Below are 15639 nucleotides of genomic sequence, written 5' to 3'. Positions count from 1 at the left end.
AATCACATCCGAGGAAGACAAAAACCAACCAAGAAAAAATCCAGAAAAAACCGGTGTTTTTCATTGCGACTCCTTTTGAAAAATGGGTCTTTTCCTGGATTGGACCGGCTGGTAAAGACAAAACAATGCCGGATAAGTTTGACTGTAAATAGTATTTTGCACGTTTTATTCCACCTGTCAATCAAGTTTGATTTTTTTAAACTTACGGTATAAAATCCTGTGTCCGGAATTTTTCGATTTTTATCGCTGAATTGCCGAAAGGGCCGCGCTTGAGAGTTTCTTTGTTTTTTATTTTGCCGGTGATCCTTATTTTTTCATTTGTCGATCCGGGAATATATAAATATGTTCCATCGGACCACGGATTATTACCAGTGGTGCGAGGAGACAAAAGGCGGGGACTCGCCAGTGCATGTCTCAATCAATCCTTTATAGAAAATGCACCCGCAGTTCTGCTTGTAACGGAAGTAGTGCAAAGAACTGAAGCAAGATATGGAAGCAGAGCTGAAAGATATGTCTTTATGGAAGCCGGACACCTCGGCCAGAACGTAAGCCTTGAAGCCGTATCTCTGGGACTTTCGAGCGTCATGGTAGGCGCTTTTGACGACGAAAAAGTAATCTTAGCTTTGGGAGGAGTCTTGGAAGAGATCCCAGTTTACGTAATACCCTTCGGATATAAAAACGATTGAGATATAAAGCTTTTTTATCCCGCGCAAGGATGATAAAATTTGAAAAACATTAACAGTGGAAGGTAAATGAAAAAAGTCGTCATATATTCCTGTATTGTCGTAATTCTGATTCTGGTATTTCTGAGGTTTGTGTCCTGTTGAGGTTATTATGCTGAAAAAGTATTCTCTCATTGTCACGATAGCGCTCTCTATCTCGGTCGTAGCGATTTTCGTTCTGATTTCGTTCTTGTTCAAATCCCCGACTGAAAAAAAAGTGATATCGACACTGGAAATTCTTCGTTCAGAACAGCTTACTTTTTTGGTCACTGACAAAATAGTGACACAGGTCATCGTTCATGTTGACAACAGCCACTGGCTCACCGGCACCGATAAAGCCCTTATATACACAGTCGTAACAATGTACTACGGAGTGGATTTAAAAAAACTGACAGATGAAGATCTTGAAAGAATCGGCGACACGGTGTGGGTGATTATTCCGGAACCTGAAATACTCGACATATCCGTCGATTTGGAGGGCATCCAGGTATTCGAGAGTAAATCGGGAATAGTCAGACTGGTTGATCTTGTTAAAGGGGAGAACACGACCTTAAATCTTTTGGCCGACTTCGAAACTGAATCGAGAAAACTAGCAGAAGACGCCGGAATGTTTCCTTCACGGGATAAGATCCTTTTGAATCTCAATTCTTTCGCCCCTCTTTTCTCTGAACAGACAGGTCTTGTAATTATATTCAAATAGCAATTAACATTTTCAGGAATATTGCCGGCCAGAAAAATTTTCAGCCCCCCTGCATCTGATTGATAATAAGCGTTGATTTTATAATAATTTGTCAAAAATGATTTTATCTTGTGTTGTTTTAATGATAACATCTGGGAACAAATAATGATTTGTTTTGTTTAAAGAGACAAAAATTGCCGGAGGACACGCAATGAACGATGATTACGCAAGACACATACAGAATTTTATTGAACTTGGACTCACTGAAAGGGAAGCAAAAGTATATTTAACTCTGCTGACTATGAAAAATTTTACCCCCTCGGAGTTACAACATCAGGTGAATATTACGAGGACTAAAATCTACGAAGTGCTTCAGAAAATGGTGGACAGGGGAATATGCACGGAAAAACTTGTGGGAAAAAAGAAATATTACGAAGCTGTCGAACCCTCTGTAGCATTTGAGAGAGTTTTCGAAAAATACAGCAGAAACTGTAGTGATCTGCTTGAAAAAAAAATCGGCATAGTAAAAGTTCTTGTTGAAGAACTAACGCCGGTTTTCAACGAGTGTAAAGAGATTATGAATCCCCTCGATTTCATTGAAGTGATAAAGGACAGAAAACAGAACCAGAAAAAATATCAGATGATTATTCAGGAATCAAAAAATGAAGCTCTTACTTTCAACAAAGGCCCATACGTTTGTGATAATCCGTTGCTTCTGACAGAACAAAAACAGGAAGAATCGGAGCTGTTGAAAAGAGGCGGTGTCTGCAAAAATATTTACGAAAAAAATGAGATAGAGACGATTGACTGGCTCCAGAATTACGTGAAAGATCAGGTTCAATCGGGACAACAAGCCAGAATAGTGGAAAACCTGCCTATAAAGATGATAGTGGTCGATAGACTGAAAGTGGTTTTTCCACTTCAACAATCATTGGGAAAAAACAACACGATTACGTCGGTTTATATAGAACACAAAGAACTCGCCGAAGCATGTAAAATGCTTTTTGAAAATATCTGGGAAAAAGCCGAAATTTTTACATGAAATTTCTTCTGAGGAAAAGAGGTCCTCTACTTGTTTCCGATGTTTTTTTCAATTTGCTTTTTAATGGAATCAAGTACTATTTCCTTATCTGCATCAGCAAAGCGAAGGTAAATGCCCCGGAAAGTCTCAAGTCTGGAAGGTTTGGTAAAAGGACTTATGAGAACGCCGTTTTTATCGGTGTAAAATGATCTCAGTTGAGTCCACTGTTTCTTTATCATGACAGGTCCGATTTTTTTCCAGGCAGAGTCAGAATCCAAACCGTAATCTACGGGTAAGAAGAACTCTGAAACGTAGACGAACACGCAAAAAGTGAGAAGCGTTGAGACGACGGCGCTTTGTAAAAAAATGAATGTCAGTATCCAGACTGCTGCGAGAACGGACACTGCGAAAAGTGTCAGGTAAGGTTTTTCAGCGGCAAGCCAGCCTTTCCAGGATATTTTTTCAGCATCATTCATTGAAAGTCGTCAGCGAGTTTGTGCCAGATTTCTTCAGGCGAAATAGAGACAATTTTTGTTTTTCCGAACACGGGCATAAAATTCGTGTCTCCGCTCCACCTTGGAACAATGTGCATATGAAAATGTCCCGGGATTCCAGCTCCGGCGACCCTTCCAATGTTTGCGCCGATATTGAATCCGTCAGGATTTAATTTCTTTTTCATGATCGTGATGAGTTTTTGCAGGCAAAGATTGATGTCTGATATCTCTTCGATTGATAGGTTCTCGAAAGAACCTTCGTGGTTTAAAGGTGCCACCATCGCATGACCTGAATTGTACGGGTACAAATTTAAAATTATAATTGATTTCAAAGTTTTCTGAAGGCGAAAAACTTTGAGAGGGTCTTTTTCTTCTGCAGCCCTGCAGAAAATACATTCCACTGTGTTATCGACATTGGAAATGTAATCACTCCTCCAGGGTGCCCAAAGATTTTCCATAATAATAGGATATTAAAAAACAGCAAAAGGTCAAGAGGAGTTTTTAAAAAATGAAGAGTTGATTCTGGTTGTTTTTTTTGTTAGTCTCAAGAAAATGGACTCTAAATCCGAAAATGAAAAATTTCTTCAAACAATAAAAATCCTGGAAACAGAATTCAAACTTCATCCTCGTCTCGAAATAAGAGACATTTGTAAACTGATCCTGCAGGCGTCTATGGGTTCGGACCACTTGCTCGGTGACAGGATAAAGTATTTTTCAGATCTCAGTTTTGAATATTCCTCGCTGGATGAAAACGCTGATACAAGCTGTCCTTTGCTACAGCAAATAGATACCAACAAAAGAATTTTCAGGCTTCATCTCGCTCCTTTAAAAAGAAGTGAATTGGACAAAAAAGAGATACTGCGGCTGCTTTCCGTTCAAAACCTCCTCAACAGGGATAATGAGCTTTTTTATGAAACAAAGGAAATCATGAGGCGAGCCGTTACGGAAAAATTCGTTAATTTCGACACCGATAAAATTGAAGCGGTTTGTATTAAACGCAGAATTCTCAAACATTCAAAATCATACGGATTCGCTTCCTACAGGATTGTCAACGATCTCGACTCGCCGGAATTTCTTTTTCTAAAGGAGTTCATAAAGAAAGGAGTCTGATTTGACCGTTACATGCGTGTTCGTCAAAGTTAAGAAGGAATTTGTCAGCCGGTTCATAGAAGCGACAGCCGAAAATCATAAAAACTCAACGAAAGAAAACGGAAACCTGAGATTCGATTTTATTCAAAAATCGGACGACCCGACTGAATTCATGCTTTACGAAGTCTACTCTTCGGAAGAAGATGCCGCGAAACATAAAAACGAGAATCACTATCTGGTGTGGAAAGAAACCGTCGAAAAGATGATGGAGAAGCCCAGATCTTGTACGAAATACAATCCTTTATTGCCTGATAAGGTGGGACAATGGAAAACACGGTCGATTTCCTGAGTAAAATCTTCGCTGTATCAGGATCAAGCAGTGAAATATTTAAAGCCCTTTCAGTGCCCCCGCGCATTGTCTCTGGAATCGGAGTTTTTGATATCGTCGCAGAAATAGCAAAAAGTTTTGGAACGAACGCTTTGCTGGTTACAGGATCAAAATCGTTTGAAGAAACGAAATTTTATAATGATTTTATGCGCGAAAAAGAAAAGACGGGACTTCATATCTTTCGCGTAAAAATCCCATATGAACCTACCGACAAGATGATAGACGGGATCAAGGATGAATTCAGAAATGAAATAATTTGCTCGATAATCGCCGTAGGGGGCGGAAGTGTCCTAGACGCAGGCAAAGCGCTGTCTGTGCTGATGAATGAAAATGGACCGACAAAGGATTTTCTGGAAAACCGCCCTTCACCGAGAATTTTCAAAAAAGATAAAATTCCTTTTATTGCCGTGCCGACTACTTCCGGGACGGGCAGCGAAGCGACAAAAAATGCCGTCATAAATGTTTTGGGAGAGGAACTTAAAGCGTCTCTGAGAGGCGACCGTCTCATTCCCGATGTGGCTGTGCTTGACCCGCGACTGACATACTCCTGCCCTGTAAACACTGCCTTTTCGAGCGGCATGGACGCATTGACACAGCTTGCAGAATCTTTCATTTCTGTCAGGGCGACTGAAGCGACAGATTTACTGGCGGGACAAGGTTTTAAAATGGCGTTTTCCGCCATGAAACACTTGACCGGTGACTTTTCCGATGAAAAAGCCAAACAGGAGATGTCCCTCAGCGTATTCTTTTCCGGTGTAACTCTTGCTAATGCAGGATTGGGAACTGTTCATGGTTTTGCGGCAGTGATAGGCGGAATGTTCGGAGCACCTCATGGATTTATATGCGCAAACCTGCTTGTACATTGTCTTAGAAAGACCTTTTATGAGTGCGCCGGATGCGGTGATGAAAAAACTGTTTCAAAACTCAGATTGCTGGCCGGTTTTTCAGAAGGCTATGATTCGCCGGCTGATACGGAAAAGCTTTTTGAAAACATTGACTGCTTGCTTAAAAAAACAGGCCTGGCAAAACTTGACGAATACGGAGTGGAAGAAAAATATTTTTCTGTTATAACAAAAAATACGAATGTTAAAAACAGCCCCTGCAAATTGACAAAAGACGATTTGATAGAGATTCTGGAACAAGAAAATAGAAGATAATGAATTTGCGTAAGTTTTATATATTTGATATTATCGGTTGAAGGTGCAATATGGCATTATCTACAGTGAACAGATTAATAAGTCTTTTTCAGGATTCGTTTGAAAAACTCGGTGTCGAAGTACCTGAGTCGAGGGAAGAAAAGCTTGCTTTTCACGTTCACTGCGCCATGACAAGCCAGAACAGAAATTTTCACACACCTGATCATGTGTTTAAGATATGTGACGGAATGAAGCCTGTACAGGTTCTCGCCGGCCTGTTTCACGATATAGTATATTATCAGATAGACCAAGGGTTTCCGACAGTCATGAAAGAAGCGCTTCTCAACTTCGTCGATACTGACGAGAACGGCGTTGTGATAAAGAAGAAATTCAAGGAAGATAACGCGAAAATGGTCCTCGAAGTGTTCGGATTCGCTTTCGGGCAGAAACTCTCGACACTTAACGGCATGAACGAATTCCTGAGCGCTTTGACTGCGGTCAAGGAACTTGAAAGCGTCCTTTCTCTTAAACATCTTCTGGCTATTTCAGCATGCATTGAGGGCACCATTCCCTTCAGAAATAAAGACGAAGATGGAAAAAGCTGTTTCGAAAAGCTTGAAGAGAGAATTATTGATATAAGCAAAAAGAACAAACTTGACCTCGCGGGAGACGAGGTGACGGAAATTCTCAGAATGGCTGTCGAGATGGGCAACAAAGACGTTGAAAATTTTGCCTACGAGGACATAGCTAAATTTCTCGACTGTACATGGGAACTCATACCTGAGACAAACCCGATTTTATGGGCCGACAGAATTTATTCAATAAAAAATTACAGAAAAGCGCTGATGAAGATGCAGATATTTATGGATAATCTCAATCCGGACACGATATTCCATAAATTTGCCGGTACACCTGACGATGTTACTTTCGAAAAGATAACAAATCAAACTCACAAAAATATTTTAATTGCCAGAGAATACCTCGGAATAAAACTTCTTTCAACGGCGATAATTGAAGCAATAGCTCTCAGCACTGGCGGAGACACTCCTATTTCCATGTTCCTGGGAGACGTGAGAAGATTCAACCTCGGCGACATAGAGAGAGCAGAGGATCATCTTCCTCACACGCCTTTGAACAAGGAAGTTAAACATAATTTTATCGTCCTGTCTCTTCTCGAAACCGGCAGATCCCGTGAAACCGTTTTCGACATGAGAAATTCTCCTTTTTCTTCTTTCCTTTACAAATCTCTCGGAAAAGATAAATGTATTGAATACCTGAACCTTGCGAAACTTATGTTCAACGGCGAAATAAATTCAGACGAATTTCTTCTGAAGCTGGACAGGGATACGGTCTCAGTTTTTGCCAAAGCTTGCGCCGAAATAGCCCTGACGAGAAGGCGCGAATTAAGTTCTTTCTTCTGATGCTCACGCCGTTAAGATAATTTTTAAATTTACGGAAAGGTGTTTTTCAAGGGGGATGGCGTCTGAAATCAGTTCACCGTCAGAGATCAATGGATGAGTTTTTTAGAAATTTCAATTCAAAAGCGATTGCTTATTCATTTTACAGTTGCATAGCCGTCTTTTTCTGGTTATTGGCTTTATTTTCAGTTTTCTTTTCCCCTGGACTTGTATGGGCGATTTTTGCCGGCGTGTCATTTTTGTCCGGAGTTTTGTCCTCATTACTGAGAAAAAATACTATCGTTTCAGAATTTGACGCGATGGCTGAAGCGAGAGGCTTGATAAAGGCTTCTCATGAATTTTGTACGTTAGAATTGCCCGGATCGGATGAGTTGAAGGAAAAAACAGCCGAAACCGGCCTCGGATTTCTCAAAAGCAAAAATTTATTCATCGAAAAATTGCTAGACATCGCAGGATTTTTTGTTTTGTCTGCGGTGCTGATATTTGTTCCGCGTTTCGGTGTTTCTGTCGTAGAATATTACGGTTCACAAAAATTTATTCCTTCCGGAGACACGACGGTATATTGGGGACAGGATTTGAGATTTTCGATTTTTCCGGTGAAAGCTGGCATGGATTTGCATGTAATTGCGGACGGGGAAACACTCGATCACAATTATTCCGAAGACACATTTTTTGCCTTTTGCAGAGAAATTGAGAAAAACACACATTATTATTTTGTTTCCGGCACTGACACTTTAGCAAAAGGGTTTGTAAATGTTATCTCGCCTCCGATAGAGTTTATATCAGCTTCCATTGAGCTTCCTTCATACATAGCCCAAACAGAATACCCGCTAGAATTTAAGAATAAATATCTGGTGCCCGAAGGAAGCGTTCTTAAATTCGAATTATTCAGCGCGGCAAATGCGGTCGAGTGGAAAATTTCAGGAGCTGAAATAAACAAAGAAACAAGCGTCAACACGGTCATTTTCGAATTCCCCGCCTCGGAGTCATCATGTGTCTTCGTTGAAGCCTTGACGGTTTTGGGAGACACTTTACACCTCGATTTCATCGTCGCGGTTATCAAAGATCTGCCTCCGGATTGCAGGATAACGTATCCCCCGGAAAAAATTCTGAGAGCCGGAGACTTATCTGAGTTTGACATCAAAATCACCGCCAGAGACGACTACGGTTTGACATACGCCGAACTCATTATGTCCCGTACTGATAATACAGAATCCTTTCAAGGACTATTCCTAAAAGGGAAAGGTCCCCTGGAAGTAAATTTTCTCCTCAATGCCGGAGACTTCACAATAAAACCCGGGGAGACTGCTTTTGTATTTGCCGCTGTCAAAGACAACAGACCTTCTCCACAAACAGGTTTTTCAGACACGATTCTGTTGATCATGCCGACTCTTTACGAAATATTCATTTCAGCCGATTCTTCCGAAAAAGCAGATTTTGAAAGAGCAGTGTCTTTCAGGGAAAAAGGATCCGAGATAATGAGAGATTTGGAGCTTCTCGAACAAAGGTTGATCCTGGCGGACTCCCTTTCTTTTTCTGACAGGGAAAACTTTGAAGAAGTGCTTAAAAAGCACAGACTTTTGGTAGATGAAATGTCAAAGGCTTTGGACGAGATGAGGGCGTATTTTGATGCATCAATGGAGTCATACATGTTGGACAGTCTCGTCTTTGAAAAATCGGCTGAAATAGCAAGGCTTTACGAAGAAGTCCTGGATGAGCAGACAAAAGAAGCTTTCGAAAAACTCTACGAACTTGCAGAGAACGCCGATGAAAATGAAATGAGTGAAATACTCGGTCAGTTGAAACTTGAGAGCGGAGACCTTCTTGAATCCCTCGAAAAAACCCTCAACCTGCTTAAAAGACTTGAACTGGAAAAAAAACTGGAAGAACTCGCCAGAAGAGCCCTGGAAATCGCAAACGTTTCGGCTGAGATCGAAACGAACAATCAGGAACTTGCGACAAGACAACTCGAAAATGTCAGGGACGAACTTGAAAGAATACTCGATGAAGTATCGGATCTCGACGAGGATATGATGGGTGAAAAAGCTGCGACTGAAACTCAAAGTGCGTCGAGAGAAGGCGAAATGGCACTCCAGGAAAATGAAAAAGCCTTGGCGTCCGCTGAACCTTCGGATGAACTTACTGAGAAACTGTCCTCGATGGCTTCTCACCTTCAGAAAGCTTCACAATCAATGTCCGGAATGAGACGAGGAGCCGCATCGACCCTCGTAAAAGAAATGATGGAATGCATGCTTGGCATGTCTGAGCTTGAAGAAAGCATTCACAATAAAGAATTATCTCCGGTTTTTTCTTCCGCTTCTCTCGCTTCATGTGTTCGAACAAAAAACACCCTCGACTCTCTTTCCTCTCTTACATCTTTGATAGAAACTGATCTTGGAAGAATACTTGCAGATATGGAAAACGAATTGCGAAAACCGGAGGAGCAGATAAAGCACATTGTGATAATGAAGCTCGCAAATGACGCTTACAAGTCGCTCGAGCGCATGAACAGAATGATGGAAAATACTATGTCCTGTGGTAATTCAGGGATGCTTCAGCAGTTGTCTGAAATGGGAGGGGAACAGGCTCAGATAAACAGTTCTTTAACGCGGATCCTGGGGAGTCAGAACCTTACACAGAGGCAATTGGCTGAAATGGGAGCTTATCAGAGAGCCCTGTCACAAAAACTCTCCGAGATGTCAGGTCAAACTCAGGGATCAGCCAGGATTCTTTCAGAACTGGAAGAAATCGCAAGACAGATGGAGCTCTCAGCGAAAGCGATTGAAAGAGGAGATATCTCCCGTGACCTTGTAGAAAGGCAGAGAGGAATCCTTCAGAGGCTTCTTGAAAGCCAGAGATCAATGAGGGAACAGCAAACCAGGCCGGTCAGGACAGCTCAGAGGCCAGAGGGACATTACGCTTATCCATTCTTCACAGGGATAGATAATTACCTGGAAAACGAGAAATTGATCATGAATTCAACTGTTCCATTCACTTACGGTGCCAATCCGGAATTGTTCTGGAAACATTTCCTGAAAAGATATTACGATGCAGGTTTTTGATATTTGTTTTACCATGTGGATTGTCTTCAACGGTTCTATTTTGCATTCAAAAATAACCGAAGGTGACAGTATCTATTTTGAAAGAGGTCCATCGGAAGCGTTTGAGTATTTCAATCAATTGGCTGTTTCAACTGATGACACGCTTTTCAATGACGTTGTGGGCAGAATAAATTACTTTGCAAAACTCAAAGAATTGGGGCATTGGGGGGACAGCGTCGCCGAAATAGACAGAAACCCTGAACTGGCGGTTTGCGACAGATACTTGTCACAGAATCCTCCCGTTGAAGTATTGGCTCTGTTGTATGCAAAAAAAGCGGCATTTCTTTTTGAAGAAGGTTTGGAGATTCAATCGGCAGGTTTTTATCTTGATAGCGGAAGTCCCGGTAATATGCTCAAGGCCGCGGTTATTCTTCTGGACACCGAGTATTACAAAGCAAAAGAGATTTTTCTGGAAATAGTCAGAGAATACCCTTATACTCTTGAGGCCGATGTTTCAAGAGTTTATCTGGAGGGTATGAATTAAAGAGCAATGGCAGAATAAAATTCTAATCATGGGACTTTTCGGACTTCTTTTATGGTCTGCAAGAGACGTCCTTTCGCCCCCTTTTGTCGCTATGTTGACTGTAATGCTTCTGTTGCCGCAGAGAAAATCCCAATGGGTAAAGCCGTTTTTACTTCTTTCTCTTGCTGTGATACTGCTTTGGGTGCTGTTGAAAATCAAGATTGTCGTTCTTCCATTCGTGCTGGCTTTTATTCTCGCTTATGTAATTTATCCTCTCGTTAAAAAACTGGAATCTTACAAAATCCCGAAAATTATTTCGATAATTATTGCTGAACTTGTTATTTTGTCATTTTTGGTCGTTTTTCTTGTCATCCTTGTCCCGGTTCTTATCACTCAGATGACGAATTTCATAACATACCTGCCTGTGATAATTGAATGGTTAAATGAAAGGATTGACGTCGCTCAAAGCTGGATAGACAAAAACGATGTCCTGACGAACCTCGGTATTGACCTAACGAAAATAATTACTATAGGACAACAGGACGTCCAGGGCAGTCTTTTGAAAATTAAAGATGTCCTGTTGATTATCATAAACACGGTATGGTTCATAATAATCGTACCGATAATCAGCTTTCTTTATCTCAAGGAAGCCGCAAGTTTAAAAGATTTTTTCAAGAAATTCCTTTCAGAAAAAATACTTGAAAAGTCAAAATTCATTCTCAAAGAAGCTGACGCTGTCATAGGATTGTATATTCGAAGCCAGATAATAGTTTCAATTCTCGACGGATTAATCGTTGGAATCGGCCTTAGCGTGATGGGAGTCAGGTATTCTGTCTTACTGGGAGTTTTAGCCGCAATATTTTCCGTCATACCGAATTTCGGGTTTCTTTTCACTGTTATTGTAACCCTGCTCATAACATTTACAGGACCAAATCCCATAGTGATGTCTATGAAAGCCGGAGTTGTTTTTGTGATAGAAGAGATCCTTCTCGCCTTTGTCATTACTCCCAACATTATGGGAACTTCAATGGGTTTGAATCCTGTGGTTGTTATGTTTTCGCTGATGGTTGGCGCTTCAATGTTCGGAGTTCCTGGTTTGATTCTAGCCTCTCCCGTTGTTGCTCTGTTGACAAGGCTGTTGACGAGGATATCTGAAAAAAATATTATTGATGAAAATATCCCAAAATATTCGGAAGAAAACCAGCTGTCCGATGAGTAAAGGCGATAATATTTTTTCTGGCGAAAACTTTATCGGAACCCTGTCTGAATTAAGCGACGGACTTAAAAATCTTGATGAAATACAGAAGATACTAGCAAGAGATCCGGAATTGCACGCAATATTAATGGAAATTTCGGCACTTGACACGGTCGCTGCTGAAAAAACGGTCCGGGGAGACAACCCGGCGCGAGAAGAGGAAAAAAAAATCAATTTGATATTAAAACTTGAAAAAAGCAAAACGTTCATGGAATTCAGAAAAAAATTGTTGTTTCTGGAAAAAAGATGGGCTACAGTCAACAAAAAAATTCTTGAAAGTGAAAACATTGGGTAATTTAGTCATAGACATTGAAAACCTTAGCTATTCTTACGGTTTCATAAAAGCCCTCGACGGGGTTTCTTTGAAACTTGAACAAGGCGTATACGGACTATTGGGTCCTAACGGAGCGGGCAAGACAACTCTCATGAAAGTTATGCTCGGTTTTCTTCTAACCAGGAAAGGAAAAGGCAAAATACTCGGATATGACATAAAAAGCGGAATAAAAGATATAAGAAGAAAAATCGGATACATGCCTGAAAGCGATTGTCTTCTGCCTGATGTAGACGGCATAACTCTTGTGTCGTACCTCGGCGAATTAAGCGGCATGCCGCCGAATGAAGCCGTGAAAAGAGCCCACGAAGTTCTGTTTTACGTGGGACTCGAAGAGCAGAGATACAGGAAGGTCGAGACATATTCAACGGGAATGAAACAGAAAATAAAACTCGCACAGGCTCTCGTCCACGACCCCGAACTGCTTTTTTTAGATGAACCGACAGCAGGTCTGGACCCGAAAGGAAGAAAAGACATGCTCGATCTGATAAGAAATATTTCAGAAAACAAAAGCATGAGTATAGTACTTTCAACTCATATACTTCCGGACATAGAATTCACATGCGGTTCAGCGGTCATTATTGACAAGGGGAAGATTGTAGCGACTGAACTGACCGGCAGCATAAGCGAGGAAAGACAGGACGCGGTCGAACTTAAAATTGAGGGGGACAATGAAGCGTTCGAGAGAATGTTATCAGAAGAAGGGCTGAAGATTGAGAAAAGAGAAAACAGAATTTTAAGAATCACAATGCCGGCAGATTACGACAAGAAGAAACTGTTCAAAGCTGCGTTAGAAGCGAAAGCCGGAATTATCCGTTATTCATGCCTGAAATCTTCTCTGAGTGACAGGTTTGTCAAAGCCGTCGGAGGAGCAGAAACTTGAAAATCAGAAAAAAGGGATATTTTCGCTGGAACGGCGAACTTCAGCACAGTAGATTTCCATGGCTGCCCATTTCCCGCGGCGGAATTGTTTATGTGTTTTCAAAAAAACTACTGAAACTCGTTTTGGCTATGTCGGCTCTTCAGCTCGCTTTTTTCCTCATTGCTGTGTACGTCACTTCAAAACCCGAGCTCAATTTCATCCAGGAAAACATTGAATCTCTGTCCTCGATAAGAAACATTCTCAGATTGTATTACGTCAACGGCTACATGATTTTTACATTGCTGCTCATCAGCCTGATAGCGGGTTCGGAATTAATTTCGAAAGACATTAAAACAAACGCGGTTTCGCTTTATTTTTCGAGACCCATAGGAAAAATAGACTACATCACCGGGAAAATGTCAGTGATCGGATTTTACATGCTCTGTGTTACTTTAGTGCCCGGAGTGATCCTCGTTTTACTTAAAGCCGTGTTTTCTCCGTCTTTCACTATGAGCGCGGTGTCGCTTCTTTCCTGTATGGCGTTTTCTGTTGTCGTATCGGTATTTTTTTCTTCTTTTACACTTCTCGTATCTAGTTTCACGGACAATTCAAGATTCGTCAGCGTGATTGTTTTTGTTGTGTATTTTTTGGGTCTCGCCGTCTACGGTATGCTCAAAGAAGTGTTCAGAAGCGACATATTCAGTTTTACTTCAATTGCGATGCTGGTCGATTGCACCGGAAATCTGTTTTTCGGAAGAGCGGGAGGTTTCAGAATCATGGACCTGATTGCAACTTTTTATATGGTTCTGCTTTCTTTATTTTTCGTATTTCTGCTTCACGCCCAAATAGGAAGAATGGAGAGAAAATAGATGAATAAGATAGTCGAAGTGATTGAAGTATCAAAATGGTACGGAAAAGTTCTCGGTGTCAGCGACATCACTCTCGACATCGGCGAGGGCGTCATCGGGCTTCTCGGTCCTAACGGAGCCGGTAAATCCACTTTTCTAAAGCTTGTAGCGGGACAGATAAAACCCAACATAGGAAAAGTGAAGGTTTTCGGCGAAGACATATTCTCGGTAGACCACGTATTCAGGAGGATAGGTTATTGCCCCGAATTCGATTCATATTTCAAGAATATGACAGCTTTTGAATTCGTTTTCAATCTCCTCAGGCTTCATGGCTATGCAGTCGAAGAATCTAAAAACAGAGCGGAAGATTCTCTCAAAAGACTCGGGCTTTTCGAATCGGCGTCGAGACAGATCGGAACATTCAGCATGGGCATGAGACAGAGACTGCGGATCACACAAAGCATTTCTCATGAACCGGACCTGCTCCTGCTTGATGAGCCTCTCAATGGCGTCGATCCGGTTTGGAGGATAAAAGTCATGGATATTGTCAGGGATTTTTCAAAAAACGGAAAAACAGTCCTCGTTTCTTCTCACGTTTTGCCTGAGGTCGAGATGATGACGGACGAGATTATACTGATACATCAGGGGAAGATATTCGCTCAGGGCAATATTCATTACATTAGAGGCCTCATAGATTCTAAACCGCACATTGTAAAGATCAAACTGACCCAGCCGAAGAAACTAGCCAAACTTCTGCTTGAAAACGATTGTGTTTTCGGACTGGATTTCGCTGATGAAGAACTGACAGTGAAAACACAAAACAGAGATCTTTTTATCAGACTTCTCACCGAAAAAATCGTCAATCACTCTATAGACGTCGAAGAAATAGAAGTGTCCGATGACAACCTTCAATCTGTTTTCGACTATCTGGTGGCCTGATGAACATTCCGTATAGTTTTCAAATAGTCTTCAAGATGTTCTTCAAACCAGGATTGAGGCGAACAAGAACTAAAGTACTGATATTGCTCAATGTATTCCCGCTTTTAATTGTATGTGCCGTGAAATTCGCAGGCTTTATGAGAGGGGAGCCTTTTTCTTTCGACGTGTCATTTTTCTCCGGTTTTGCTTATATTTTTTACATAGGTTTCTATTGCGGAATAGTCGCAGTCTTTTACGGAACTTCGGTCATAAGAGAGGACATAGAAGACAAGACTTTAGTCTTTCTGACATCGAGGCCTGTTCCCAAAAAAGACGTATTTCTGGGTAAATACCTGTCGTATCTTTCTATTTGCTTGATAGCGGTTCTTCCGGCTTTTACTCTTTGTTTTGCGGTCGTATTTTTTAACAGACTGCTCGAACCATTATCATACCTGATTTTATTTAAATTTTCAGCCGGGATAATACTCGCAATATTGGCTTATTATTCGTTGTTCGCTTTTTTGTCTTTAATCGCCTCAAAATCAACGGCGCTGGGGCTTGCTTTTATTTTCGGTTGGGAGGGTATTGTCCAGTATTTTCCGGGATCAACTCAGAAACTGACCGTGATTTATCACGTTAAAGCGATTCTTCCTCCTCTTAGGGAAGAGGGAGGCTTTTTCAGTGAAAGACTCGCCCCTGAAAATCCTTTTGTTGCTTTAGCCGTAATATTAATTTTAGTGAGCGTTTCAGTACTTTTATCAGTTGTCGTTTTCAGGAAAAAAAGATACATCCTATAATGCTTCCGAAAGATATTGACACAAACTTCAAATATAATTAAAGTTAAAATCTCTATGGGGGTGTAGCTCAGTTGGCTAGAGCGCCTGCCTTGCACGCAGGAGGTCTCCGGTTCGAAT

Annotated in this window: 17 protein-coding genes; 15 read left to right on the top strand and 2 right to left on the bottom strand. The window is 41.2% G+C overall.

Features of this window, described 5'->3' with window-relative positions; genetic code table 11:
• Positions 1–299 precede the first annotated feature (299 nt).
• The 3 genes from JXL83_06725 (at position 300) to JXL83_06715 (ending at position 2443) form a co-directional block, all read left to right on the top strand.
• Positions 300–686 (top strand): SagB/ThcOx family dehydrogenase, encoded by a 387-nt coding sequence (locus JXL83_06725; protein ID MBN2363807.1) that lies wholly within the window; start codon positions 300–302, stop codon positions 684–686.
• Positions 687–834: 148 nt separating this feature from the next.
• Positions 835–1422: a DUF4230 domain-containing protein gene (locus tag JXL83_06720; protein ID MBN2363806.1), complete on the top strand. Its 588-nt coding sequence runs from the start codon at positions 835–837 to the stop codon at positions 1420–1422.
• A 190-nt stretch (positions 1423–1612) separates the two neighbouring features.
• Positions 1613–2443, top strand: a complete 831-nt coding sequence (locus JXL83_06715; protein MBN2363805.1) for a hypothetical protein — start codon at positions 1613–1615, stop codon at positions 2441–2443.
• 26 nt (positions 2444–2469) lie between these two features.
• Here JXL83_06715 and JXL83_06710 read toward each other — a convergent pair whose 3' ends face one another.
• Positions 2470–2898, bottom strand: a complete 429-nt coding sequence (locus JXL83_06710) for a hypothetical protein (GenBank protein ID MBN2363804.1) — start codon at positions 2896–2898, stop codon at positions 2470–2472.
• Positions 2895–3374, bottom strand: a complete 480-nt coding sequence (locus tag JXL83_06705; protein ID MBN2363803.1) for an HIT domain-containing protein — start codon at positions 3372–3374, stop codon at positions 2895–2897. Before JXL83_06705 ends, JXL83_06710 begins: the two co-directional genes overlap by 4 nt.
• Before the next feature lie 94 nt (positions 3375–3468).
• On the opposite strand from JXL83_06705, the gene JXL83_06700 reads away from it, so the two are divergent.
• The 12 genes from JXL83_06700 to JXL83_06645 all read left to right on the top strand — a co-directional run bounded on the left by JXL83_06700 (position 3469) and on the right by JXL83_06645 (position 15522).
• Positions 3469–4026 (top strand): hypothetical protein, encoded by a 558-nt coding sequence (locus JXL83_06700; GenBank protein ID MBN2363802.1) that lies wholly within the window; start codon positions 3469–3471, stop codon positions 4024–4026.
• 1 nt (position 4027) lies between these two features.
• Complete coding sequence (locus JXL83_06695) at positions 4028–4354, top strand: antibiotic biosynthesis monooxygenase (GenBank protein ID MBN2363801.1); 327 nt, start codon at positions 4028–4030, stop codon at positions 4352–4354.
• Positions 4330–5550, top strand: coding sequence for an iron-containing alcohol dehydrogenase (locus JXL83_06690; GenBank protein ID MBN2363800.1), 1221 nt, complete (start codon positions 4330–4332; stop codon positions 5548–5550). Before JXL83_06695 ends, JXL83_06690 begins: the two co-directional genes overlap by 25 nt.
• 65 nt (positions 5551–5615) lie before the next feature.
• Positions 5616–6950, top strand: a complete 1335-nt coding sequence (locus JXL83_06685; protein ID MBN2363799.1) for a hypothetical protein — start codon at positions 5616–5618, stop codon at positions 6948–6950.
• Positions 6951–7039: 89 nt separating this feature from the next.
• Positions 7040–10009, top strand: coding sequence for a hypothetical protein (locus JXL83_06680; protein MBN2363798.1), 2970 nt, complete (start codon positions 7040–7042; stop codon positions 10007–10009).
• Positions 9996–10532, top strand: coding sequence for a hypothetical protein (locus JXL83_06675; protein MBN2363797.1), 537 nt, complete (start codon positions 9996–9998; stop codon positions 10530–10532). Before JXL83_06680 ends, JXL83_06675 begins: the two co-directional genes overlap by 14 nt.
• Before the next feature lie 28 nt (positions 10533–10560).
• Positions 10561–11730 carry an AI-2E family transporter gene (locus JXL83_06670; GenBank protein MBN2363796.1) on the top strand — a complete coding sequence of 390 codons (1170 nt, stop codon included), beginning with the start codon at positions 10561–10563 and terminating at the stop codon, positions 11728–11730.
• Positions 11723–12061 (top strand): hypothetical protein, encoded by a 339-nt coding sequence (locus tag JXL83_06665; GenBank protein ID MBN2363795.1) that lies wholly within the window; start codon positions 11723–11725, stop codon positions 12059–12061. The genes JXL83_06670 and JXL83_06665 overlap by 8 nt, the downstream gene beginning before the upstream one ends.
• Entirely contained in the window at positions 12039–12980 is a 942-nt protein-coding gene (locus JXL83_06660; GenBank protein MBN2363794.1) for an ABC transporter ATP-binding protein, read from the top strand. The genes JXL83_06665 and JXL83_06660 overlap by 23 nt, the downstream gene beginning before the upstream one ends.
• On the top strand, positions 12977–13828 hold the full coding sequence (locus JXL83_06655) for a hypothetical protein (protein ID MBN2363793.1): 852 nt from the start codon (positions 12977–12979) through the stop codon (positions 13826–13828). Before JXL83_06660 ends, JXL83_06655 begins: the two co-directional genes overlap by 4 nt.
• Positions 13829–14746 (top strand): ABC transporter ATP-binding protein, encoded by a 918-nt coding sequence (locus JXL83_06650; GenBank protein ID MBN2363792.1) that lies wholly within the window; start codon positions 13829–13831, stop codon positions 14744–14746.
• Entirely contained in the window at positions 14746–15522 is a 777-nt protein-coding gene (locus tag JXL83_06645; GenBank protein MBN2363791.1) for an ABC transporter permease subunit, read from the top strand. Before JXL83_06650 ends, JXL83_06645 begins: the two co-directional genes overlap by 1 nt.
• The last annotated feature ends 117 nt before the right edge of the window (positions 15523–15639 follow it).

This window comes from candidate division WOR-3 bacterium, from assembly GCA_016934535.1.
Lineage (GTDB): Bacteria > SDB-A > SDB-A > SDB-A > SDB-A > JAFGIG01.
This window is presented reverse-complemented; position numbering and strand designations above follow the sequence as displayed.